Origin of the sequence: Mucilaginibacter galii (assembly GCF_014635825.1) — a bacterium.
Classification (GTDB): domain Bacteria; phylum Bacteroidota; class Bacteroidia; order Sphingobacteriales; family Sphingobacteriaceae; genus Mucilaginibacter; species Mucilaginibacter galii.
In genome coordinates this window covers 860,612-883,021 of sequence record NZ_BMDO01000001.1, presented here as the reverse complement: position 1 = coordinate 883,021, position 22,410 = coordinate 860,612, and the positions used below count along the sequence as shown (strand labels likewise).

At 43.1% G+C, this 22,410-nt stretch carries 19 protein-coding genes and 2 pseudogenes; 10 read left to right on the top strand and 11 right to left on the bottom strand.

Features of this window, described 5'->3' with window-relative positions:
• Nucleotides 1-98 precede the first annotated feature (98 nt).
• Complete coding sequence (locus IEV61_RS03790; protein ID WP_188413894.1) at nucleotides 99-1,880, bottom strand: PspC domain-containing protein; 1,782 nt, start codon at nucleotides 1,878-1,880, stop codon at nucleotides 99-101.
• Nucleotides 1,881-1,903: 23 nt separating this feature from the next.
• Nucleotides 1,904-2,236: a PadR family transcriptional regulator gene (locus tag IEV61_RS03785; protein ID WP_188413892.1), complete on the bottom strand. Its 333-nt coding sequence runs from the start codon at nucleotides 2,234-2,236 to the stop codon at nucleotides 1,904-1,906.
• 183 nt (nucleotides 2,237-2,419) lie between these two features.
• On the opposite strand from IEV61_RS03785, the gene IEV61_RS03780 reads away from it, so the two are divergent.
• Entirely contained in the window at nucleotides 2,420-5,572 is a 3,153-nt protein-coding gene (locus tag IEV61_RS03780) for a SusC/RagA family TonB-linked outer membrane protein (protein WP_188413890.1), read from the top strand.
• Between the two features lie 21 nt (nucleotides 5,573-5,593).
• Complete coding sequence (locus IEV61_RS03775; RefSeq protein WP_188413888.1) at nucleotides 5,594-7,099, top strand: SusD/RagB family nutrient-binding outer membrane lipoprotein; 1,506 nt, start codon at nucleotides 5,594-5,596, stop codon at nucleotides 7,097-7,099.
• 54 nt (nucleotides 7,100-7,153) lie between these two features.
• Here the strand turns inward: IEV61_RS03775 and IEV61_RS03770 are convergent, their stop codons facing one another.
• Nucleotides 7,154-7,480 (bottom strand): hypothetical protein, encoded by a 327-nt coding sequence (locus IEV61_RS03770; protein ID WP_188413886.1) that lies wholly within the window; start codon nucleotides 7,478-7,480, stop codon nucleotides 7,154-7,156.
• Between the two features lie 194 nt (nucleotides 7,481-7,674).
• On the opposite strand from IEV61_RS03770, the gene IEV61_RS03765 reads away from it, so the two are divergent.
• The 6 genes and pseudogenes from IEV61_RS03765 (at nucleotide 7,675) to IEV61_RS03745 (ending at nucleotide 11,091) form a co-directional block, all read left to right on the top strand.
• The gene (locus IEV61_RS03765) at nucleotides 7,675-8,799 is read left to right on the top strand and encodes a DUF6515 family protein (RefSeq protein WP_229747025.1); all 1,125 of its coding nucleotides are present in this window, start codon (nucleotides 7,675-7,677) and stop codon (nucleotides 8,797-8,799) included.
• 138 nt (nucleotides 8,800-8,937) lie between these two features.
• Entirely contained in the window at nucleotides 8,938-9,282 is a 345-nt protein-coding gene (locus IEV61_RS03760) for a four-helix bundle copper-binding protein (protein WP_188413885.1), read from the top strand.
• A 200-nt stretch (nucleotides 9,283-9,482) separates the two neighbouring features.
• Nucleotides 9,483-9,861: pseudogene (locus IEV61_RS03755) on the top strand (catalase); the annotation flags it as partial.
• Nucleotides 9,849-9,956: pseudogene (locus IEV61_RS20760) on the top strand (hypothetical protein); the annotation flags it as partial. The pseudogenes IEV61_RS03755 and IEV61_RS20760, both read left to right, overlap by 13 nt.
• Nucleotides 9,957-10,118 (top strand): hypothetical protein, encoded by a 162-nt coding sequence (locus tag IEV61_RS20560; RefSeq protein ID WP_229747024.1) that lies wholly within the window; start codon nucleotides 9,957-9,959, stop codon nucleotides 10,116-10,118. It abuts the pseudogene before it with no gap.
• Nucleotides 10,119-10,257: 139 nt separating this feature from the next.
• Nucleotides 10,258-11,091: an SGNH/GDSL hydrolase family protein gene (locus IEV61_RS03745; RefSeq protein WP_188413883.1), complete on the top strand. Its 834-nt coding sequence runs from the start codon at nucleotides 10,258-10,260 to the stop codon at nucleotides 11,089-11,091.
• A gap of 133 nt (nucleotides 11,092-11,224) precedes the next feature.
• On the opposite strand, the gene atpG is transcribed toward IEV61_RS03745, so the two are convergent.
• The 8 genes from atpG to IEV61_RS03705 all read right to left on the bottom strand — a co-directional run bounded on the left by atpG (nucleotide 11,225) and on the right by IEV61_RS03705 (nucleotide 17,026).
• The gene (gene atpG / locus IEV61_RS03740) at nucleotides 11,225-12,109 is read right to left on the bottom strand and encodes an ATP synthase F1 subunit gamma (protein WP_188413881.1); all 885 of its coding nucleotides are present in this window, start codon (nucleotides 12,107-12,109) and stop codon (nucleotides 11,225-11,227) included.
• Nucleotides 12,110-12,198: 89 nt separating this feature from the next.
• Nucleotides 12,199-13,773: a F0F1 ATP synthase subunit alpha gene (gene atpA, locus IEV61_RS03735; protein WP_188413879.1), complete on the bottom strand. Its 1,575-nt coding sequence runs from the start codon at nucleotides 13,771-13,773 to the stop codon at nucleotides 12,199-12,201.
• A gap of 36 nt (nucleotides 13,774-13,809) precedes the next feature.
• Nucleotides 13,810-14,358, bottom strand: coding sequence for an ATP synthase F1 subunit delta (gene atpH, locus IEV61_RS03730; RefSeq protein WP_188413878.1), 549 nt, complete (start codon nucleotides 14,356-14,358; stop codon nucleotides 13,810-13,812).
• Between the two features lie 82 nt (nucleotides 14,359-14,440).
• On the bottom strand, nucleotides 14,441-14,950 hold the full coding sequence (gene atpF / locus IEV61_RS03725) for a F0F1 ATP synthase subunit B (protein ID WP_188413875.1): 510 nt from the start codon (nucleotides 14,948-14,950) through the stop codon (nucleotides 14,441-14,443).
• A 149-nt stretch (nucleotides 14,951-15,099) separates the two neighbouring features.
• Entirely contained in the window at nucleotides 15,100-15,306 is a 207-nt protein-coding gene (gene atpE / locus IEV61_RS03720; RefSeq protein ID WP_157540113.1) for an ATP synthase F0 subunit C, read from the bottom strand.
• A gap of 51 nt (nucleotides 15,307-15,357) precedes the next feature.
• On the bottom strand, nucleotides 15,358-16,437 hold the full coding sequence (gene atpB / locus IEV61_RS03715) for a F0F1 ATP synthase subunit A (protein WP_188413873.1): 1,080 nt from the start codon (nucleotides 16,435-16,437) through the stop codon (nucleotides 15,358-15,360).
• A gap of 14 nt (nucleotides 16,438-16,451) precedes the next feature.
• Entirely contained in the window at nucleotides 16,452-16,832 is a 381-nt protein-coding gene (locus IEV61_RS03710; RefSeq protein ID WP_188413871.1) for a hypothetical protein, read from the bottom strand.
• The gene (locus IEV61_RS03705) at nucleotides 16,829-17,026 is read right to left on the bottom strand and encodes an AtpZ/AtpI family protein (protein WP_188413869.1); all 198 of its coding nucleotides are present in this window, start codon (nucleotides 17,024-17,026) and stop codon (nucleotides 16,829-16,831) included. Before IEV61_RS03705 ends, IEV61_RS03710 begins: the two co-directional genes overlap by 4 nt.
• A 95-nt stretch (nucleotides 17,027-17,121) precedes the next feature.
• Here IEV61_RS03705 and porW point away from each other — a divergent pair, with 95 nt between their 5' ends.
• Nucleotides 17,122-19,962 carry a type IX secretion system periplasmic lipoprotein PorW/SprE gene (gene porW, locus IEV61_RS03700; RefSeq protein ID WP_188413867.1) on the top strand — a complete coding sequence of 947 codons (2,841 nt, stop codon included), beginning with the start codon at nucleotides 17,122-17,124 and terminating at the stop codon, nucleotides 19,960-19,962.
• Between the two features lies 1 nt (nucleotide 19,963).
• Nucleotides 19,964-22,201, top strand: a complete 2,238-nt coding sequence (locus tag IEV61_RS03695) for a penicillin-binding protein 1A (protein WP_188413865.1) — start codon at nucleotides 19,964-19,966, stop codon at nucleotides 22,199-22,201.
• The last annotated feature ends 209 nt before the right edge of the window (nucleotides 22,202-22,410 follow it).

Below are 22,410 nucleotides of genomic sequence, written 5' to 3'. Positions count from 1 at the left end.
TTGTCATAATCCATAAGGAGTTTTGCATCAGTAGTTATTAAAGAATTTGGCACCCTGCCCAAACATCATGAACGGATTGAAGGGCAGGGTGCAAATTCTTATTGCTTTTTGCGGTATTTGCGAATAACTACCGGCTTGCGTTCAGGGGCAGGGGCTTCAGTACTATCAATATATATGGTATCGGGCGCTGTCTGCGTGTTTCTTTTGCCTTGTATCATAATTACCGTATCGGGTACATTATTGCCTTGAGTTGGTTGCTCTTGTGCTGCGATAACAGCGCTATCCAGTTTGCATTGTAAACCTTCTTTGGTCATTACAAAAGGAGAGTAGGTACGGTTGTTCCGGTTTTCGGGGTTAGGGCTGCAATCCCAAAGGTTCATCGAATTGTTGATGTAACGGTTTATCTTATCATTCACCATAATGGTGGCCTTCAACGGAATGCGCAAGGTTAATTTAACTTCTTCGCCATGCCACATTTTATGGTCTAACCGGCGCAGTTTATAATCGAATTTTAAAACAGAGTCTTGCTGTGCAAATATGTAACGCGTATTGCGGGCATTGCTCAAAGCTTCTTCATAATCGCTGCCGCGTGAGGTAAACTCTTCTATCAGTACCGGGTAGGGCACATCCGACTTCTCAATATTTAATCGCATGCTGTTAGGCTCCAGGTCGTCGTTGTCATCATCGTCGGTTAACACCATATTATTAAAGCGGGCCTTAACGTCCAGGCGGGTACTGTCTTCGTGCGTTAAATAGCGTGTTTCGTTCAACTCCAGGTAGTAAACCTGGTTGGCGGTAGGTTTTAGGTTAATGGTTTGCGTAAACCCTGCCGAATCGCGAAACTCTGCGGCTACACGGGAACCATGATAAAGCAACACACCCAATGAACTGATCCAAATAATTAATAGCGTGTAACCAGCCGAGCGGTTAATGGAGGTAGTGTTAAATACGGCCGATGATATCACTATCCCCAGCATAGTTAACGGAATAATTGCCAGCAGTGCAAATGCTACCCTAACCTGGTTAATATAAGTGTAATTAAAAAAGCTATCAGGCACGGAGAAATGGTTGCCGCCGAATACCATAGTTGCAAATAAGAAAACCACAATAGCAATGCTACCTCCTATGCAAGCCAGTATAATGGCTATACCCAGTAACTTGATCAGTATTTTACCTGCGCTGCCAAAAAAGGTAGTAAGGTGGTGAAAAAAGTCGCTGATGAAATCGCGGGTTTGGAAAGCCAGAGGACGGGCTTCATTACGCAGGTTGTTTAAGTGGCCGCCTACAGTGCTCATTTCGGCCTCGAAATTACGCTTAAAGCCCTGTAAATCTAAAGGCTCACCTTTCATGGCCATTTTGTCGGCACGGGTTAAGGCTTTGGGTACAATAATCCATAATATAATGTATACCATAGCGCCGGTACCGGCAAACAGGAAGCTTACGGCAAAGAAAAGCCTTACCCAAACTGCCTTAATGTCAAAGTAGTTAGCAATACCTGCACAAACGCCTCCAATCAGGTGATCTTCAGGGTCGCGGAACAAACGACGGTGGCTGTTGGCTCCGGCGCCCATGGTAAAATTAGGTTCGCTAAAGCCACCGGCAGTTTCTTGTTCAGCACTTTCAAAATCCTTAACCGAGCCCATTTGCTCAATCACGGCGGCTACGTCTTGGTCAATAATAGCCTGGCGGGCTTCGCGGGCTAATATCTCGGTAAACATTTCGGCAATACGGTTTTCTATGTCGGTAGTGATCTCCAGGCTATCGGCCGAATTAAAAAAGTGGCGTTTTACGTCGGTCATGTATTCCTTAAGCAGTTCGTAGGCCTGCTCTTCTATATGGAATACCGTTCCATTTATATTGATGATTATTGTTTTGTTCATGATGTTGATATGTTATGCGGTTGTTATTTTCTTCCTTCAATTGATGTTTGCACGGCAAAAAAGAGTTCCTGCCAGGTTTTGTCGAGGTGTTTGAGCACTTCCTGCCCTTCGGGCGAGAGCACATAATACTTTCGGGGCGGCCCGGAGGTAGACTCTACCCAGTTGTAACTGAGCAGGCCGTTATTTTTTAACCGGGTAAGCAAGGGGTACAAAGTACCCTCAACTACAAGGAGTTGTGCTTTTTTTAATTCGGCAATGATATCTGAAGCATATATCTCGCCTTTGGCAATAACACAGAGTATGCAATACTCGAGTATGCCTTTTCGCATTTGGGTTTGGGTATTCTCTACAAGCATAATACAAAGATATATGTTTTAAACTGTACTATGCAACACATAGTACTAAAATAATTTTCTGTACACTATTTTCAAATAAGGCAGTGCTTTTTTGAAAATTTTAACATTAAATTATCATTCACTTGCTTTTATAGAAACATAGTACTAATTTACCGTCCATTAACTGACTTATAAAAAACGAACATGAAGAAAATTCTATTGATGAATTTGTGCTTGCTGCTGCTTTGTATATCGCATGCATTCGCACAGGATCGTACCGTCGGGGGTACGGTTACGGGCCAGGATGATGGTCAACCATTACCAGGTGTTAGTGTGAAAGTAAGAGGCTCTAATACTGGTACACAAACCGGTCCCGATGGTAAATTTGTTATTAAGGTTCCTGCCGGAGCCACAAGCCTTGAAATAAGTTATATAGGCTTCGTTCCCCAAACAGTTGCAATTCCCTCAAGTAATGTAATCAACATCAGTCTTGCCGGCGATACTAAAGTATTAAGCGAGGTGGTAATTACAACTGCTCAAAACATTCCACGCAGCGAGCGTTCATTAGGCTATGCCGCCCAGGCACTGAAAGGTGGAGACCTGACGCTTACTAAGCAGCCTGATTTAAATACAGCTCTTGCGGGAAAAATTGCCGGTATTCAGGTTTCAGGAACATCGGGTGCCAATTTTGGTACTGGAGGGGTGCGTATCCGTGGAACTAACAGCATTGGCGGTGGCGCAGATCCATTGTATGTTGTTGATGGCGTTCCGGTTCCATCAACCAGTGTTAATACAGATGATGTTCAGGACTTAACGGTGCTGAAAGGCCCGGCTGCTACATCATTGTATGGTCAGCGTGGCGAAAATGGTGTTATCGTTATAACCTCAAAAAAAGGTACTAAAAAAGGATTTGGACTTGAGTTTAATCATAGTACTACTTTAGAGAATGTAGCCGCTTTACCTCGTTATCAAAATGAATATGGCGGTGGTTCAAGCCAAAACTGGAATAAGTTTACTTATAACCCGGCGGTTGATGCTCAGGGTTTAGCAGGATTGAACGGACAGCGTTATTATAATTATGCCGTAGATGAGAGCTGGGGTCCTAAATTTGATGGTCAGCCTTATATTCCATGGTATGCATTTAATAAATTTGATGCTGATTACGGTAAAACCAAACCTTATGTAGCACAACCAGATAACGTGCGCGACTTTTATGAAACAGGTGTTGAAGTTAATTCAAACTTTGCTTTCTCATCTGTTGGTGATAAGCATAACTTCCGTGCTTCATATACTAACATCAACCGTACAGGTGTTTCTCCTAACTCAAGAGCAGATCAAAATCGTATCAGCGTAATAGGTACTGTTAAGCCAACAGCTAAATTAACATTTACTTCAAGCATTAACTTTAATTCCATTAGTACGCGTAATGCTCCAACTGAAGAATACGGTAACCAAACTATAGGTTCTTTCAGTCAATGGTTTCACCGCGATTTAGAGCTGGATAAATTAAAAAATTATAAAAATCCGGATGGTACATTTACTACCTGGAATATTGTAGGACCACGTAACCAAAGTGCACAGTATTGGGATAACCCTTACACCGTTGCATATGAAAACACATCAAGTAATAATAGCAATCGCACGTTTGGCTTTTTACAAGGTAGCTATAGTATATTACCAGAGTTAAGCGTTGATGTTATTGCAAGAGGAAACTATTCTTCCAATTTAATTCAAAGCCGCACGGCATCAGGAACTTTAAATTTAGAACGATACGCTAACCGTCAGGTGCGCAACCGTGAAAACAACTACGTGATAGATATCATGTATAATAAACTGTTTGCTGAGAAGTACTCGTTAAAAGCAGGTGCATACGGCGAAATTAGGGTTAATCATAACGATGACTTAAACGGAAATACCAACGGTGGTTTTACCGTTCCGAACACTTATACCCTGGGTGCTTCTAAAGACAGGCCTACCATTACCAGTACAATTTATGATAAGCAGGTTAGAAGTGTTTATGGATTTGTGTCTGGTGGTTATAAAAATTTCCTGTTCTTGGATTTGAACTTACGTAACGACTGGTCATCGTCTTTACCTGCTAATGCTAACTCTTACTTATATGGAGGTGCATCTACATCATTCGTATTTACCGAACTAATGCCTAAGAACTCTATTCTTTCGTTTGGTAAGGTGTTTACTTCATTCGGTCGTGTGGGTTCTGATATTGATCCTTACAACATTAACTCAATTTACAATTCGGCAGGTATATATGGTACTTTTCCGGCGCTTACAGTTCCAAACACCATATACAATCAAGAATTGAAACCGGCACTTTCTGACTCTTATGAAGCAGGTATCGATTTGAGGTTTATTAAAGATCGGATTAGATTATCATTTAATTATTACAATCGTAAAACAACTAATCAAATCATTAACTTAACCTTACCATCAACAACAGGGTTTTCTACAGCTGTAATTAACGCTGGTGAAATTGATAACCATGGTTATGAGGTAAGTCTTGCTGGTACCCCAATAAGATCGAAGAGCGTGGTTTGGGATATTAATGCCAACTTGGGTATTAACAGAAACAAAATTGTTGAATTGTACCCAGGTATCAGCAACTTCCAGTTAGCTACTTTTGGTTATGTGGGTACGCCTTCAATTTCTGTAAACCGCGAAGTTAACAAGCCATTCGGAACTTTATTGGCACCTGTCATTAAAAAGGATGCCAATGGTAACAAACTCATCGATGATGATGGTTTCCCACTTTATTCATCAAGCCCTTCAGAGTATGAAAGCTTAGGTTCTTATATTCCTAAATATACCGGTGGGGTAACAACAACTGTTAGCTACAAAAACTTTACTGCCGGCATATCAGTTGATTTTCAACGCGGTGGTAAATTGTTCTCTGTAACTCAAGGAAACCTTTATGGCTCTGGTTTAGCTGAAGGAACAGTTGGTAATAATGATAAAGGTAATCCTATACGTACCCCGGTTTCAGCAGGTGGTGGTATTTTAATTCCCGGCGTGCGTGAATCTGACGGGCAGCCAAACACAACTTATATAGATCCTCAAGATTATTATGAAGGTTATATACCTTATGTATGGTCTGAATATACTTACAGTGCAAGTTATGTTAAACTGCGCGAAGCTTCTTTAGGGTACACTTTACCCGGCAACATAGCCCGCAAGATAAGTGCACAGTCTGTTAGCTTTACATTAGTTGCACGTAACCCTTGGTTAATTTATAGTGCCGTTCACGGTCTTGATCCTTCTCAGTCAAACTTTAGCTGGATGGAAGGCGGTCAATTGCCAGGTACAAGATCTCTTGGTTTAAATTTAAGAGTGACTTTCTAATACCTATTAAAAAACATCAAAATGAAAAAGCAATTAGTAAAATACCTATATATACTGTTAGCTACCGGAACGGTGATAGCCTCCAGTTGCAGTAAGGTAGATGATTTTGGAAACTTAAATACCAGTCCAAACTCACCTGCTGTTCCGCAAACCTCATTATTGTTAACTAACGCAGAACGTTACCTGGGCAATACATCTACAACGGCTTCGGCTGCGAGCGTTATAAATGCCAATGCACAGCGTTTGTTTGTACAATACATGTCCGAAACATTGTATACTTCAGAGTCACGTTATGCAACTACTACATATGATTATAGTGGTATATATAATAACCCACTTGAGGATTTACAAACAATTATAAAGCTAAACACTGATGCCGCTACTAAAAATGCCAGCTATGTAACAGTAGGTGGTCCGAACGAAAGTCAAATTGCAGCAGCACGCATTTTAAAAGCATTTTATTTTCTAAATATTACTGACAGGTGGGGTGATATTCCATACAGTGAAGCTTTACAAGGTTTAGCCAAGGTAACCCCTAAATTTGATACACAAGAGTCTGTATACACCTCTTTGTTTGCAGAGTTAAAAGCTGCGGCTGCGCAATTTGGTACCGGTAATCTGCCGGGCGATTTCTTGTTCAAAGGTTCGGTTACAACCTGGAAAAAGTTTGCCGCTACTATGCGCTTAAACATGGCACTGCGTTTATCAAAAGTAAATCCAACTTTGGGTAGAACAGAATTCAATGCTGCCCTGGCTGATGGTGTATTAACATCAAACGCTGATAATATTGTTTATAGTTTCCTTGGTGAAGCTGCTAATGCAAACAATATTTACAGTAACTATGAGGTTGACAAACGTTACGATTATGCTGTAAGTAAAACCGTGGTTGATCAACTTAACGCAATTGCAGATCCTCGCTTACCAGTATATGCAGATAAAACTTCGGCAGGTACTTACGTGGGTATGCCTTATGGCTTAACGCAATCGCAATCTTCTGCTTTTAGTATTGGTACTGTTGGAGTACCGGGAAATGTATCTCGAATCGGTCAGCAATTTAGATCACAATCTTCGCCGGTAACTATCTATACATACGCTATGGTACAGTTCGATAAAGCGGAAGCTTACAAATTAGGATGGATTACAGGTGCACCAGATGATACGCAGGCTGCAGCCAGTTATTTAGCCGGCATTAATGCCTCATTCGCTCAATATGGTGTTACCGCTCCGGCAACTTATTTTACGCAAGCTGGTGTTGCTTATAATTCAGCGACAGCTATACAGCAAATCATTACTCAAAAATGGATTGCAAATTATATGGGTTATGCTAATGAAACATGGGATGATTATAGAAGAACAGGTTATCCTGTTTTAACACCTTCTCCTGCGGCATTAAGCATTGATAAGCTCATACCTCGTCGTCAAAACTATTCTGTAACAGAAAGTCAATTGAACGGCGACAATTACAAGGCTGTTATTGCACGTCAGGGTCCTGACGTTACGAGCACCAGAATTTGGTGGGATAAATAATAGCAAATAGTTTTCTGAGAAAGGGGCGTCTAAAATTTAGATGCCCCTTTCTGTTTATTCTCCGTCCATCCCTTCAGGGTCATGCTCTTGCTTTAGCTGGTCTAAAGTGAGGTTGGTGGTGCCACCCATATTTTCTTCAATTTCTTGAATGTTGCCTTGAGTGGTAAGCGGTGGTTGATTGATGTGCTGTTCTTGAGTAGTGCTGTCATCAATGCTTTTGTCATTACTGTAACCGGTATCTTCGCGCTCGTTGGCAAAGCGCTCCTGCTCATCGGTGTTAAACTTGGCGGCATCTGCATTACCGGCATCCTGCATCTTATCATTATCGGTGTCTAAATAATCTTCCTGATCATTTAAACCGTTTTCGTTTATTTCGCTCATTTATACAAGTTTTTATAAACAACGCGTTTATAGTATAGTGGTTTTACTTTGGGGTTAAATAAGCGTTGCAACAGGCTCTTACCGCCTGAAAATAAATTAGAAACACGTTAAACTCTGAGCAAAAAGCTTAGTCAAATATCCAGATTTAACAAGAAAAGCAAGCCGGTTGGTAAGCTTATTTACTTTATAGATACATGAAAACATTCAGCAAATATTTAGTTTGTGTGGGCCTTAGTGCTTTAACAGTACTATCGCTCAACTTTTCTGCCGAAGCACAACGTGGTGGCAGAGGCGGCGGCGGTGGAGGTTCGCGCGGCGGCTTTGGAGGTGGTGGTTTCGGAGGCGGCTCTCGTGGCAGTTTCGGCGGCGGTGGCCGTTCGGGCGGTAGCTTCGGAGGCGGTTTTTCGCAAAGAGGTAATCCGGGCGGCGGTTTTTCGCAACGTGGAAACTCTGGTGGTGGCTTTTCACAGCGTCCGAGCATGGGGCAAAATCGTCAAAGCTATGGCGTGAGGCCTAATACCTCCGATAGATCAATAGGCGCACAACGCGGCGGATTTGGCCGTGGTCAAAGCTTTGGTTCGCCGAGAGGAAGCTTTGGTAGCCCGCGTGGTAATTACAGTTACCGTGGTGGTGTAAGCCCTCGCGGCAATTGGGGTCGCCCGGGTTACGGCAGTGGCTTTAACCGTGGTAACTACTTTAGCGGTCGCGGTTACTACCGTGGTGGTGTAAGGGGCTTTTATGGTCGTCCTTACGGTGGTTTCTATCACAACTATCGCGGCTATTACAATAGCTATTATTACCCGCGTATTGGTGTTAGCATAGGTGTATTGCCATTTGGTTATTATCCATTCTCTTGGGGTGGTGTGCCTTACTATTATAGTAATGGCTATTACTATCAGCAATATAACAACCAGTACACTGTGGTTGAGCCACCTGTAGGTGCCGAAATTAACCAACTGCCCAGCGACGCAGAAGAAATCACCATTGATGGTCAGCAATATTACGAGTCTAACGGCGTGTATTATCAACCCATTACCAAAGATGATGGACGTTTAGCTTACCGTGTGGCTGGTAAAGACGGTGAATTGAATACCGATAATGGCGGCCAGGTAAATAGTAGTACTGGTGCCGACTATCCTGAAATTGGTGATGTAATTGACGAATTACCTCAGGATACCCGTAAAGTGAAGATTAACGGCGAAAAGTTGTTTGTAACGCCCGATGGTGTGTACTTGCAAGAGCAACGTGACTCTGCTGGTAAAAAGATATACGTAGTTACCGGTACACCTGATGATAATGACCAGGATGATGCCAATTAATAAGTGATGATGATAGTTTTTTTAAAAGGGGTGCGGCCATAAACCGCACCTTTTTTTTGTTTTCGGATATTTCTATTAATTGTAAACATATCGCTATTAAAATGTATTGTATTTAAGTATAGCGAAAAATTGTTTCTTATGGAAAATTCAAAATATCAAGACCTGATTCAAAAGCTGCTTAATTGCGCTTTAGCTTGTGAAAACTGTGCTACTGCCTGCCTGCAGGAAGAAGATGTGGAAATGATGGTGCCCTGCATTAAGTTGGATCGCGATTGTGCCGATATTTGTTTGCAAGCCGCCCGATTGCTGCAACGAGAATCTGACATTGCCCTACAGTACCTCTTGTTATGTGAGGAGATATGCCGCAAATGTGGCCAGGAGTGTAGCAAACATGAGCACAGCCATTGTCAGCTATGTTCTGCTGCTTGCCTTGAATGTGCCGAAGCCTGCCACGCGCATCATGAAAGCATCAAACAAGATTGAGTTAAGAGTATCTATATTACCGGATTGCTAACATAGCCAAAACCTATATTGCATCTTATTAATTGATAAGGTTAGCTTTTATTACTCAAGCCTTATACAATTGTATAATAATAATAAGGATAATAGACCATAAAACATATGATTATGAACAACGAAGAAACTGTAGGCCAAAGCGGCTAAAATGGTCAGGAGGGTTCAAGAGTTTAACTACCCGCCAGGGGCACCCCATTACCGATAACCAAAACATCCGTACCGTTGGCAACCGCGGACCTGCAACCCTGAAAAATTTATCAATTATTAGAAAAAATATCTCACTTCGACCGTGAGCGCATCCCCGAGCGTGTAGTACATGCCCGTGGTGCAGGTGCGCACGGGGTTTTTGCGGCATATGGTACCGTAGTCGATGAGTCTATAGCCAAATATACCAGGGCAAAATTGTTCCAGGAAAAAGGAAAGCAAACACCTGTTTTTGTAAGGTTTTCTTCGGTAATTCATGGTGGTAACTCGCCCGAAACCTTGCGCGACCCGAGAGATTCTGCCGTTAAATTTTATACCGAAGATGGTAACTGGGATTTGGTGAGCGCTGGAGGATATTTGAAGAGTGGGAGCGTGAAGATCTGATCAATAACCTGATAGATAACCTTTCGGGTGCCGATCATCGCGTGCAAGACAAAATGGTTGAGAATTTTACCAAAGCCGATCCAGAATACGGTCAACGCTTGGCCGAAGATTTGAAAGCTGCTGCAGCCAAAAAGTTAACAGGTACCGGTACTGCTCATGCCAATGAAACCGTACACCAGGCCGAAGACGCTGCGCACGAGGCAAAACCATATTAAGTTGAATATATAACTGACTGATTAAAGTAGGCGTCTGTTGAGCAATCGGCAGGCGCTTTTTCTATTTTAACCGTTGATGGATTAACGAATTCTATTTAAGTTAGTTGTTGTTAAAAATTTACCGCCACATTATCAATGTATGAGAATTGTTAAATTGTTATTGCTTGTTGGGCTGTTCATTGCCGTTACATCGTTTAAGCCGCATGAAGAGCTTACCTGGACCGCCATAGGCGACTCTATCACTTACCTCAACGATCATCCCGACGAAACAGGCAACCGCATAACCAAAGGGTATCTAACTGATGTAACAGAAAAGCTGCCTTACATTAAATACACGAACCAGGGGCATAACGGCTGGACGGCTACACGCACAGCCAAAGACATAGAAAAGCTGGGCCTGCAAAAGTCGGATGTGTATACCATATTTTTAGGAACTAACGATTGGTGGCACAGCGGCAGTTTGGGTACAGTGAATGATTACCGCGACAATACTGGTTATGCTACTTTATATGGTGCCTTGCGTATTATTATCAATAAGGTGCGCAGCCTTAACCCCGACGCTCATATTGTATTAATTACGCCCATGCAGCGGGGCGATTTTGTTTATATCAACAACCCTAAAAACTATGCCTGGGGTTCTTACAAGCCCAAAGATGGAAAGACCTTGGAACAGTTTGCCAATGCCGTAAAAGAGATCGGTCAGCTAGAAAATATGCCGGTAATAGACTTATATCATAAAGGAAGCTTGTCGGCCAAAAATGCGGTAAACTTTAAACGCGTAAGAAATCCACGTACCAAACAATACGAGAACTATACCTATCCTGCATATACTGCCGTAGGTTTCCATCCCGAAACCGATGAGTACCCATACCCGCCCGAAGCCATTAAAATAACTTATGATGGTTTGCACCCCTCCGATAAAGGGCATAAGATCATAGCCGGCATGCTGGTTAAGGTAATGAAGAAGTTTTAAATATTGGATACAGCAGCTACGTAATCATAGCTAACGACTTATCTATCATTAATCATAGGCAAATTAAGACGGATATTAAACAAAAAAGCCAGACAGGCGTCTGGCTTTTGATCTATGTATTCAAGTTTATAATTTATCCGTTCGATAGGGCAGCGGCACCACTTACAATTTCGGTAAGCTCGGTGGTAATAGCTGCCTGTCGGGCTTGGTTATAAGACAGTTTTAAAGCCTTTAACAAGTCGCCGGCGTTCTCGGTAGCCTTATCCATTGCCGTCATACGTGCACCGTGTTCTGAGGCGTTAGAATCAAGTACAGCGCGGTATAGCTGTATCTTAATGTTCTTTGGTATCAGTTGCTGAACAATTCCTTGCTGTGATGGCTCCAGGATATAATCAACCTGCGACACTTTAGCGTTAGGATCGGGCTCTGCTTTAGGTACCGGCAACAATTGCTCGCTCACCAGTATTTGCATAGCTGCGTTGCGGAAATGGTTATATACCAGCTCAACACGGTCGTAATCGCCGTTCACAAAGCCCTGCATAACAGACTCTGTTACCTTAGATACATTGATGAAGTTCAGATCTGAGTAAACCTCGTTGTTATCACCTATTACGTTGTAACCGCGGCGCTGATAGTATTCCTGAGCCTTGCGGCCAATGGCTACTACAGAAACATTACCGGCCCTTAACTGCTCGCTGTATTTTTCTGCAATCAGGTTGTTCGCAGTTTTAATGGCGTTGGTATTAAAAGCACCAGCTAAACCACGGTTTGATGATACCACAACCACCAGTACGCGTACAGGCTCACGCTCTTGCAGGTAAGGCGATGCGCTATCCTCAATACTGGCCGATAGGTTGGCCAGCATGTCTTTTAGCTTGGTAGCATACGGACGCAGTTGAACAATAGCATTGGTTGCCCTCTTCAGCTTAGCTGCCGAAACCATTTTCATGGCCTTGGTGATCTGCTGTGTTGAGTTTACCGATGCAATACGGTTTCTTACTTCTTTTAAATTAGCCATTCTTTATGGGTATCAAGTATCGAGTATCAAGTAACAAGACTTTAAAATCTCCTTACTTGATACTTGATACTAACTACTTGCTACTTAAATTAATATTTTCCTGCCAGTTCTTTCGCTACTTTTTCCAGTACGCTGGTTAAGCTATCATCAAATTTGCCTGCTTTAAGGGCAGCCAAAACTTCCGGGTGACGCAGTTCCAGTTGGCTGGTGTATTCGCTTTCAAACTCTCTCACTTTGTTTACCGGTACGTTACGCATTAAGCCTTTGGTGCCTAAGTAAATAATAGCTACTTGTTTTTCTACAGTTACTGGTGAATATTGACCTTGTTTAAGGATCTCTACGTTACGGGCACCTTTATCTAACACGTTTTTTGTAGCAGCATCTAAATCAGAACCGAATTTAGAGAAAGCCTCTAACTCGCGGTATTGAGCCTGGTCTAACTTTAAAGTACCGGCTACTTTCTTCATAGATTTGATTTGCGCGTTACCACCCACACGTGATACCGAAATACCTACGTTAATGGCCGGACGCACACCTGCGTTAAACAAATTAGACTCCAGGAAGATCTGGCCATCAGTGATCGAAATAACGTTAGTAGGGATGTATGCAGATACGTCGCCCGCTTGAGTCTCGATGATAGGTAATGCAGTTAATGAACCACCACCTTTTACTAAATGACGGATAGACTCTGGTAGGTCGTTCATGTCTTTAGCAATCTCATCGTTAGCGTTGATCTTAGCGGCACGCTCTAATAAACGGCTGTGCAGGTAAAACACGTCACCCGGGTAAGCCTCACGGCCCGGTGGGCGACGCAGTAATAACGAAACCTCGCGGTAAGCAACAGCTTGTTTAGAAAGATCATCATACACGATCAAAGCCGGGCGGCCGGTATCGCGGAAGTACTCGCCAATGGCAGCGCCAGCAAATGGTGCAAAGAACTGCATTGGAGCAGGCTCGGCAGCACTGGCCGCAACTACGATAGAGTAAGGCATAGCGCCGTTCTCTTCAAGTGTACGCACGATGTTAGCTACGGTTGATGATTTTTGACCGCAGGCAACATATATACAAATTACAGGCTCACCTGCAGCATAAAATTCTTTTTGGTTGATAATGGTATCAATACAAACGGCAGTTTTACCAATTTGACGGTCACCAATTACCAGCTCACGCTGGCCACGACCAATAGGGATCATGGCATCAATAGCCTTAATACCGGTTTGTAACGGCTCGGTTACCGGCTGGCGGTAAATAACGCCTGGTGCTTTACGCTCCAAAGGCATATCATAAGTTTCGCCGGCAATAGGGCCTTTACCATCAATGGGCTGGCCAAGCGTGTTTACCACACGGCCCAACATACCTTCACCTACTTTAATAGACGCAATTTTGGTGGTACGTTTAATAGTATCGCCTTCTTTAACGCCGTCTGACTGGCCAAGCAATACCACACCTACATTATCTTCTTCAAGGTTAAGTACGATACCTTGCAGGCCGTTGTCAAATTCAACCAGCTCACCTGATTGTACTTTAGTTAAGCCGTAAACGCGTGCAATACCATCGCCCACCTGTAGCACGGTACCCACTTCTTCTAACTCAGATTCTGACTTAAAGCCCGACAACTGCTGACGCAAGATGGCCGATACTTCGTCTGGTCTAACCTCTACCATTTTTTAATTTTATTTTTAGTATAAGTGTCTAATAAATTATTGTATCACCTTTTGGGCGAAATCTTTCTTCAATTTTTGTAAGCTGTTAGCTACCGAAGTGTCTATCTGGCGGTCGCCTACGGTTAATACAAAACCACCGATCAATGAGGCATCAACCTTTTCGGTTAAAATAACCTCACCTTTGGTAATAGCGTTAACCTCGCTTATAATTTGTTGCCTGTTGGCATCAGATAAATGAGCTGCCGATACCACCCTGGCGTTAACGATGTTCTTTTTAATGTTGTACTGGCTAATAAACTCCGTAGCGGTAGGATACAGGATCTCGGCGCGGCTTTTATCAACCATGATCTTAAAAAAAGAATCGGTAACAGGGCTTACCTTGCCGGTAAATATAGCCTGCAATACCTTCAGCTTTTTATCGTGCGAAATAATAGGATTGCGTAATACAGCCTGTAACTGGGTATTCTCTTTCAATGTTTTCACAAAAAAGAGCATATCCAGCTTAATGGCTTCTAAAACATTTTGTTCCTCGGCTAAATCAATTAACGATTTAGCGTAACGTGATGCAACTGTTATTTCAGACATATTTAGTGAGTGGTGAGTAGTTGATTGCTGAGTGGTTGAAAAGTTAATTACTTAACTACTCACCAATCAACCACTCACTATCTTATTTAATTTTTACTTCCTTTAATAAATCAGCAACCAGCTCATCTTGTGCATGCTGATCGGCAAATTGCTTGCGTAATATCTTTTCAGCAATTTCTACTGATAGGGTGGCTACCTGGTTTTTTACATCAGCCATGGCTACGGCTTTAAGGCTGTTAATTTCTAAACGTGCATTCTCTATCATGCGGGCACCTTCAACGTTGGCCACAGATTTTGCTTCATTAACAATTTGATCTTTCAGATGACGGGCTTCACGTAATATTAAATCGCGTTCTGCACGGGCGTCTTTCAATAACTGCTCGTTTTCGTTAGTTAAACGGGCCATTTCTTCTTTAGCAGCCTCTGCTTTAAGCAATGCATCTTCAATAGAGCGTTCACGTTCAGTGATAGCGCTCATTATTGGATTCCATGCAAATTTTGCCAGTAAGAAAAGCAGTATTAAGAATGCTACCGCAGCCCAAACCACAAAGCCCAAATGATCGTTTAATAAACCTTCAAATAATTGTTCCATTTATAAATATTGTTAGCTAAACCAACACTTTCTTTAACTTAAATATCCTTCATTCAAGCCCTCTCCTTTGGGGAGGGTTAGGAGGGGTTTAAAAAACCTTACCTGCCGCCAACCGCTGCAAGTAAGGTTTTTAATTTTGGGTCAGGTAATTATTTACCTAACAGTGCAACTACCACACCGAACAGTGCAACACCTTCAATAAGGGCTGCAGCGATGATCATAGCAGTTTGAATTTTTGAAGAAGCTTCAGGCTGACGAGCAATACCTTCCATGGCTTTGCCACCTACCTGACCGATACCGATACCAGCACCGATAACCGCTAAACCTGCACCTAATGCAGCAATACTTCCAGTCATGTTTGTTGAATTTTAAAGTTAAATATAGTGTATAATTATTTACTAAGTTGATTAATGGTGATGCTCTTCAACCGCTGTACCTATAAACAGCGCAGTAAGCATGGTGAAAATGAATGCTTGCAAGAAAGCTACCAGCAGCTCCAAAACATCCATAAACAATACGAAGATGATAGATACCGGGGCAATCCATAAAGTTTTGAAAATGAATATCAAAGATATTAAACTCAATACGATAATGTGACCAGCCGAAATGTTAGCATACAAACGAATCATTAACGCGAACGGGCGTGAAATAACACCGATCAGTTCCACCGGGATCATAATAGGGTACAACCAGACTGGTACAGGTGGCATGAAAATGTGCTTCCAGTAGTATTTGTTAGCGCTAAAGTTAACCACGATCAATACAATGAATGCCATTACGAACGTTAGCAGGATATTACCCGTTACGTTAGCACCACCCGGAAAGATAGGGATCAAACCCATTAAGTTGTTGATCCATATAAAGAAAAATATGGTTAACAAAATTGGCATGTAACGCTGGTAGCGGTAACCAATGTTAGGGCGTGCAATTTCATCGCGCACAAACATAATAACCGGCTCAATTAACGATTGCAAACCTCTTGGTGCTTTGCCAACCGTTTTTTTGTAAGCAGCCGCTACAGAAAAGAAGATGATGAATAACAAGATACCGGCTATCCATAAGGCAACCACATTTTTTGTGATCGAAAAATCGTAAATATGGCTCGATGCTTCTTTGTCAACTGCACCCTCGGCATTCACTACCCTTATCTTATCTTCAATAAGTTTGTAGGTGTAGTATTTGCCCTGGTGAGCTTCGTGGCCATGATGAAATTCTGAGGCATAGAAAAACTCTGTTCCTTTGTCTGTAAAAAGAATTACCGGAAGCGGAATTGAGGTTTCGCCCCATAAGTGCCAGTAGTGAGAATCGGCAATGTGCTCTAAAATTGCGGTGGTAGGATTAAAAGCCTCCTGTTCTGCATTTTTAGCCTCTACGGGCGCTTTTTCTTCCTGTATAGCGAAAGTTTTACAAGTGGTTAGTGTAAATAAAACACCTAATATTACACGAAGGAAGATTTTTTTTGAATTCAAAATGTGCCTAAAATCCATTTATTGCGAGATTTTTACTTTTTATTTTGGACGCGCAAGTTACTCAACAAACTGTAAATTTCAAAGGCCGTATACAAGAAATATAAGTAAAAGTAGTTGAGTACAAAAACAACGTCGTTTACCTTGTATTTGTGCAAATAAATAAGAGCAATAGTCATGCATAAAAGTAGTTTTAGGGTGGTGGATCCTAAAAATACTTGTCCGCCCAGGGTGGCATTTTTCTGTTGCCCCCAAATTACGCCAAGGCAAATAAGGAAGGTGAGTGAGGAGAAAAATTGGTAAATAAGCCAAAAGCCTGGAATTAATAATTGGCTTTTTCCAAAAAAATTCAGCAGGGCCGGGGGCAAGGCAATGGCAATAACGGCTATGCCAAAAGCAATAAAAAACCTTTTCACTCTTTAACCGATTTAATAACCAGGTATAGTGCAATAAATACACCTGCTAATGAAAGCATTGCCGTTACCCAGGGCGTTTGGTGTGCGCTGCGCTTATCTATTTCATAACCCACAAAGCTCAAAACCCCTATAATAGCGATCATTTGGAAGGCTATACCGGTGTATTTTACGTAATCGTTGGTGGGTTTACTCATGCGGCAGGGGTGTTATAACGGTTGTGCAAATTTATGAAACGGGTTGCATAGTATTTAGTAAATTAGCCAGGCTTTTTTGTAACGCTATTTTTGATTTGAAGAACGCATTAAAATCTATTGGTCTTTTATCCTTCATTCTTTTGTTCGTGGCCGGTTGCTCGCTCGAAAAGGAGAGCACCGTAAACCGTGGATTGCAAAATTTGACCGCCCGTTACAATATCCTTTTTAATGCCAATGAACTGCTGCGCCAAAAACAGGAAAGTTATGCCTCCACCTTTATAGATGATTACGACCAGTTACTGAACGTTTACCAGGATAAGGCATCGCACCTGGCCGGGGGCGATAAGGAGCTGCAAGGCATTATTAGCCGGGCCAATACCATTATTAGCGTTAAAGAGCAAAGTCATTATATAGGAGATGCTTATTTGTTGTTGGGGAAAGCTGCCCACCTTAATGCCGATTACTACAATGCCGTTGAATATTTTAACTACGTAATCCGTACTTACCGCGATAAGCCCGAACTGGCACAGGAGGCACGCGCCTGGCAGATACGCTCTCTGGTTTATTTAGATGAACTGAAGCAGGCCAAAGGGGTGTTGGATACCGCCTTGATGAATATTACCCCAAAAGCTAAAATTACTGCGGGCTATGTGTACGCGGCAGGCATGCAGTATTATATAGCGGCACAAAACTATCCCGATGCTATCACCATGGCGCAGCAAGCTATTCCCCTGAGTAAGCAAAGCCAGCAGCGTTTACGGTGGACGTTTATCCTGGCGCAATTGCAGGAGCTTAGCCGTCAACCGGCTGACGCGTATATGAGCTATACCCGGGTTGTGAAAAGCAACGCCCCTTTTGTAATGGCTTTTAATGCCGAACTTAACCGCATACGTATTGAAGATACAGCCAACGGCAGGCACATGAGCCGGGCCGACAGGTTGCGCAGCCTGTTGCGTAACGAAAACAATGTCGAATTTACCGACCAGATCTATTATCAATTGGGCGAGCTGGCGCTGAGCGATAATCAAACTGATGAGGCTATCAAAAACTATAATCTCTCGGTAAAGAATAGCTTGCGAAACCAAAATCAAAAAGGCTTGAGTTACCTGCGCCTGGCCGATATTAATTTCAAAACACGCGGCGATTACGCCATTGCCAAACAATATTATGATAGTACACTGCTGAGTTTGTCGCCCAATTACCCCGGCTATCAGGTTATCCGTAAGAAAGCCGACAACCTGCAGTTACTGGCCGACCGCTTTCAGATTATTGCCCGCGAGGATACGCTGCAGGCTTTAGCAAAACTGGGCGAAGAGGAGCGTAACCGCCGTATTGAGCAAATGGTTAACAGTAAGGCGCAGCAGCAAGCAGTCGTGACAGCAAATGTTTCCGCATCTAATAGCAACCTGGTGGTCAATAACCAAATTGCCGATGCTAATAATCAAAATGGTTTTGCTAATAACATGCAAGGTCCGGCTGCCAATACCGATGCCAGCGGTTTTTATTTTGATAACACCGGGGCCATAAGCCAGGGTTTTACCGATTTTAAACGCCGCTGGGGTAACCGCCGGCTGGAGGATAACTGGCGCCGCAGTATTCGCAGCAACAGCGATATCACTACCAATACTTTAAACACTACGCAAAACGTTGACCCCAGCGTGTTGCCTAACGGCACCCAAAAAAGCACGGTCGATGTTGCCGCCACTGGGTATAAACAGGAATTATCGCAAAGTATACCCCTTACACCACAATTGCTGGAGCAGAGTAACCAGCGTATTTACACTGCCTACCTTGATCTGGCTACTTTTTACCGTGATGTGCTCAACGATAAGCCCGAGGCTATTTCTATTTACGCACAGTTGATCAGGCGCTTTCCAAAGGATGAAAACCTGGTAGCTAATTACTACAACTTATACCGTTTATATAGTGATGTTGATCAGGCTAAATCCGAAGAATATAAGAACCTCATCTTTACCCAGTTCCCTAATAGTACGTTTTCCAAGGTAATTAACGACCCCGATTATGCACGCCGCTTAGACGATAAGGATACCGAACTTAACGCTTTCTACAACCAAATTTACGACCTGTACACCCAGCGACAGTACCCGCAGGTCATAACCCGGGCAGATGAGCTGTTACAGCAATATCCTGATAGCCGCGTAGCACCTCAACTGGCCTACCTGCGTTCCATTGCATCGGGCCACCAGGAAAAAGTAACCCCATTCAGGAACGAGTTGCTGCAAATTACCGTGCGATACCCTAATGATGCCCTGATCACACCATTGGTACGCCAGCACCTGGCCTATATAGATGTTAACCAGGCCGAAATGGCCACACGCCGGTTTGCCATTATAGACAGCGACCCTAATGCTGCCGCCTTTATACCTGCACCCGTGGTTCAGTTGCCGGTTGTCAGTTCACAGTTGGCAGTGGCCAGCACGAAGCCTGTAGTTAAGAAGCCGGTAGAAGTTAAACAACCGGAGGCTAAACAGCAGCCTGTTGCAGTAACTACGCTACCCGCACCTTCTTCCCCGCAACTAAAAACCCCAATCCCCGTACCTCAACCCCCCTCTTTCTTTAACAATCGCGATAGTGCCAATTACTATTTTGCCATTAATGTGAGCAGCGGTAGCACTAATCTGGCATCGTCAAGGTTTGGCGTGGGGCAGTTTAACCGTACCAGTTATCAAGGTAGTCCTATCAAACATCAGCTTAAACCTGTAGGGGCCGATAACCAGCTCATTTACGTGGGACGCTTTAATAACAGAGAGGAAGCTAAGGAATATGCACGTAAAATTGTGCCTTTAATGCCGCAGATTATGAAGGTACCTGCCGATAAATACAGCTTTTTTATCATCACTCAAGAAAATCTGGATAAATTAGCCGACCGAAAACTATTAGATAGTTATATAGAGTACTATCAAAAAAACTTTTAACATGTCCGAAAAATTAACACAACACGATATACGCCGCTACAACTGGTTCATTTGGAAGATAGTGATAGGTGGGTTTTTTATTGGCGTAATCATAATAGCCCTCACCGCTTTTGGTGTATTTGGCCCCTTGCCCTCATTCCGAGATCTGGAAAATCCTAAAAGTAACCAGGCGTCGGATGTTCTTTCGTCTGATAAACAGATACTGGGAAAATACTTTGTACAGAACCGTTCGAATGTTACGTACAATCAAATATCGCCTAACGTTATCCACGCCCTTATCGCCACGGAGGATAATCGCTTTTATGCCCACTCAGGTATAGATTTTGGCCGCTCTTTTACTATATTATTTTATAACTTAATTGGTAAGCAACAAGGAGGGAGTACCATTACCCAGCAATTAGCGCTAAACCTTTTTTCTGAACGTTCGCACAATAAGTTTACGCGCTTGAGGCAAAAACTACAGGAATGGGTAATTGCCGTGCGCCTGGAGCGTAATTACACCAAGGAAGAGATATTGACTATGTACCTCAACACGGTCGATTTTGGTGCCTACAATACGTTCGGTATCAGTTCGGCGGCGGCCACTTACTTTAATACTACGCCGGCCGATTTAACGGCCGACCAGGCCGCTCTTTTAATAGGTATGGTGAACGGCCCGGGTTTATACTCGCCCATACGCCACCCCGATAATGCTATTAGCCGCCGCAACTTTGTATTGCGCCGCATGACCGAAGAAGGTTATTTAAGCGAAGGGCAATCGCAAGAAGCAAAAATGAAACCGCTTGGGCTTGACTTTCATCCTATTGATCATAAAGATGGTTTGGCTACCTATTTTCGTTCGGTATTGAAAAAAGAAGTACAGAAGGTATTGGTAGACCAGGATCTGCGTAAATCTGACGGTACCCCTTACGACCTTGACCGCGATGGGTTAAAGATATATACTACCCTTAACTACACCATGCAGCAGTATGCCGAGGAAGCGCAAAAAGAATACATGAAGCAGTTGCAGGTGCAGTTTAACCAGCACTGGCGCGGTCGCAGCTTATGGAAAGCCATCCCCGATTTTAAATTACTGTTAGATCAGGGTTTAAAACGGTCAGACAGGTACCGTGCCCTTAAAGCACAAAACAAAAGCGATGAGGAAATACGCGAAGATTTTAATACACCGGCCAGCATGAACCTATTTACCTGGCATGGTAATATTGATACCTTGATGAAGCCTATTGATTCCATTGTGTACTGCAAAATGCTATTGCGCAACGCCATGATGAGCATGGATCCTAAAACAGGCTACATTAAAGCCTGGGTAGGAGGCATTAACTTTGAACACTTTAAATATGATCAAGTAAAAACGGGTACACGGCAGGTAGGTTCTACCGCCAAGCCGTTTACTTATGCAGTGGCCATTGATAACGGCTTCTCGCCCTGTATGCAGATCAACAACGTGCCCGATACCATTTATGGTTATGGCAAGCCCTGGTGCCCCGGCTCAGCCCCTTCAGAAACAGTGCCGGGTTATATTACCCTGCGCAAGGCGATGGCCCGTTCGCAAAACTGGGTTACCGCACACGTAATGAAAGAGGTTAAACCTGAACCTGTAGCGCAACTCATCAAGAAAATGGGTATAACCAGCGATGTTCCGGCCTATCCAACCATTTGCCTGGGTACGTTTAACGCATCAGTATATGATATGACCGGTGCTTACAGCGTGTTTGCTAACGAAGGCTTATGGACAGAACCCACCTATTTACTCCGCATCGAAGACAAAAATGGTAACCTGCTATATGACCATAAAGCCCGCGTGGTGCAGGCCATGAATCCCGAAACCGCCTACGTAATGACTTACATGCTTAAAGGTGTAGTTGACGAGGGTACTGGCTGGCGCTTGCGCAGTAAGTATGGACTTAAAAACCCCATAGGTGGTAAAACTGGTACTACGCAAAATAATTCCGACGGTTGGTTTATAGGTGTTACTCCGCAACTGGTAACCGGCGTGTGGACAGGCTGCGAAGATCGCGCTATTCACTTTCGATCAACCAATTTAGGCGAGGGTGCCAATTCGGCATTGCCGGTTTTTGCGCTATATATGAAAAAGGTATATGCCGATAAAAATTTAGGTATACGCACCAATATTGATTTTGCCATGCCGCCAAGAGGCATCAATATTACGTTAGATTGCGGGGCCTATAACCAGCAGCAACAAGGTACCGCTGAGGTGGAGAATAAGTTAGGTTTTTAGTAGAAGAACCAAGATACAAGAACCAGGAGCCGAGATTTTAGGAACCCTCTGCCCGGTCAGGCGTCCACGCCTGACCGTAAATACCTGTGATCGTCTATGCTCACGCAGTATGTGCTATTAAGCCGCAATTGTACAGTTAGGTTTTACAAATGATACTGTAATATTCGGTGGTGCAACATTTTTGCGTAACCTATCGTTATCAACATAAT

Excerpts from the sequence above, each read along its gene's own strand:
- IEV61_RS03790 (WP_188413894.1), bottom strand. The coding sequence starts at position 1,880 with ATGAACAAAACAATAATCATCAATATAAATGGAACGGTATTCCATATA.
- IEV61_RS03785 (WP_188413892.1), bottom strand. The coding sequence starts at position 2,236 with ATGCTTGTAGAGAATACCCAAACCCAAATGCGAAAAGGCATACTCGAG.
- IEV61_RS03780 (WP_188413890.1), top strand. The coding sequence starts at position 2,420 with ATGAAGAAAATTCTATTGATGAATTTGTGCTTGCTGCTGCTTTGTATA.
- IEV61_RS03775 (WP_188413888.1), top strand. The coding sequence starts at position 5,594 with ATGAAAAAGCAATTAGTAAAATACCTATATATACTGTTAGCTACCGGA.
- IEV61_RS03770 (WP_188413886.1), bottom strand. The coding sequence starts at position 7,480 with ATGAGCGAAATAAACGAAAACGGTTTAAATGATCAGGAAGATTATTTA.
- IEV61_RS03765 (WP_229747025.1), top strand. The coding sequence starts at position 7,675 with ATGAAAACATTCAGCAAATATTTAGTTTGTGTGGGCCTTAGTGCTTTA.
- IEV61_RS03760 (WP_188413885.1), top strand. The coding sequence starts at position 8,938 with ATGGAAAATTCAAAATATCAAGACCTGATTCAAAAGCTGCTTAATTGC.
- IEV61_RS20560 (WP_229747024.1), top strand. The coding sequence starts at position 9,957 with ATGGTTGAGAATTTTACCAAAGCCGATCCAGAATACGGTCAACGCTTG.
- IEV61_RS03745 (WP_188413883.1), top strand. The coding sequence starts at position 10,258 with ATGAGAATTGTTAAATTGTTATTGCTTGTTGGGCTGTTCATTGCCGTT.
- atpG (WP_188413881.1), bottom strand. The coding sequence starts at position 12,109 with ATGGCTAATTTAAAAGAAGTAAGAAACCGTATTGCATCGGTAAACTCA.
- atpA (WP_188413879.1), bottom strand. The coding sequence starts at position 13,773 with ATGGTAGAGGTTAGACCAGACGAAGTATCGGCCATCTTGCGTCAGCAG.
- atpH (WP_188413878.1), bottom strand. The coding sequence starts at position 14,358 with ATGTCTGAAATAACAGTTGCATCACGTTACGCTAAATCGTTAATTGAT.
- atpF (WP_188413875.1), bottom strand. The coding sequence starts at position 14,950 with ATGGAACAATTATTTGAAGGTTTATTAAACGATCATTTGGGCTTTGTG.
- atpE (WP_157540113.1), bottom strand. The coding sequence starts at position 15,306 with ATGACTGGAAGTATTGCTGCATTAGGTGCAGGTTTAGCGGTTATCGGT.
- atpB (WP_188413873.1), bottom strand. The coding sequence starts at position 16,437 with ATGGATTTTAGGCACATTTTGAATTCAAAAAAAATCTTCCTTCGTGTA.
- IEV61_RS03705 (WP_188413869.1), bottom strand. The coding sequence starts at position 17,026 with ATGAGTAAACCCACCAACGATTACGTAAAATACACCGGTATAGCCTTC.
- IEV61_RS03695 (WP_188413865.1), top strand. The coding sequence starts at position 19,964 with ATGTCCGAAAAATTAACACAACACGATATACGCCGCTACAACTGGTTC.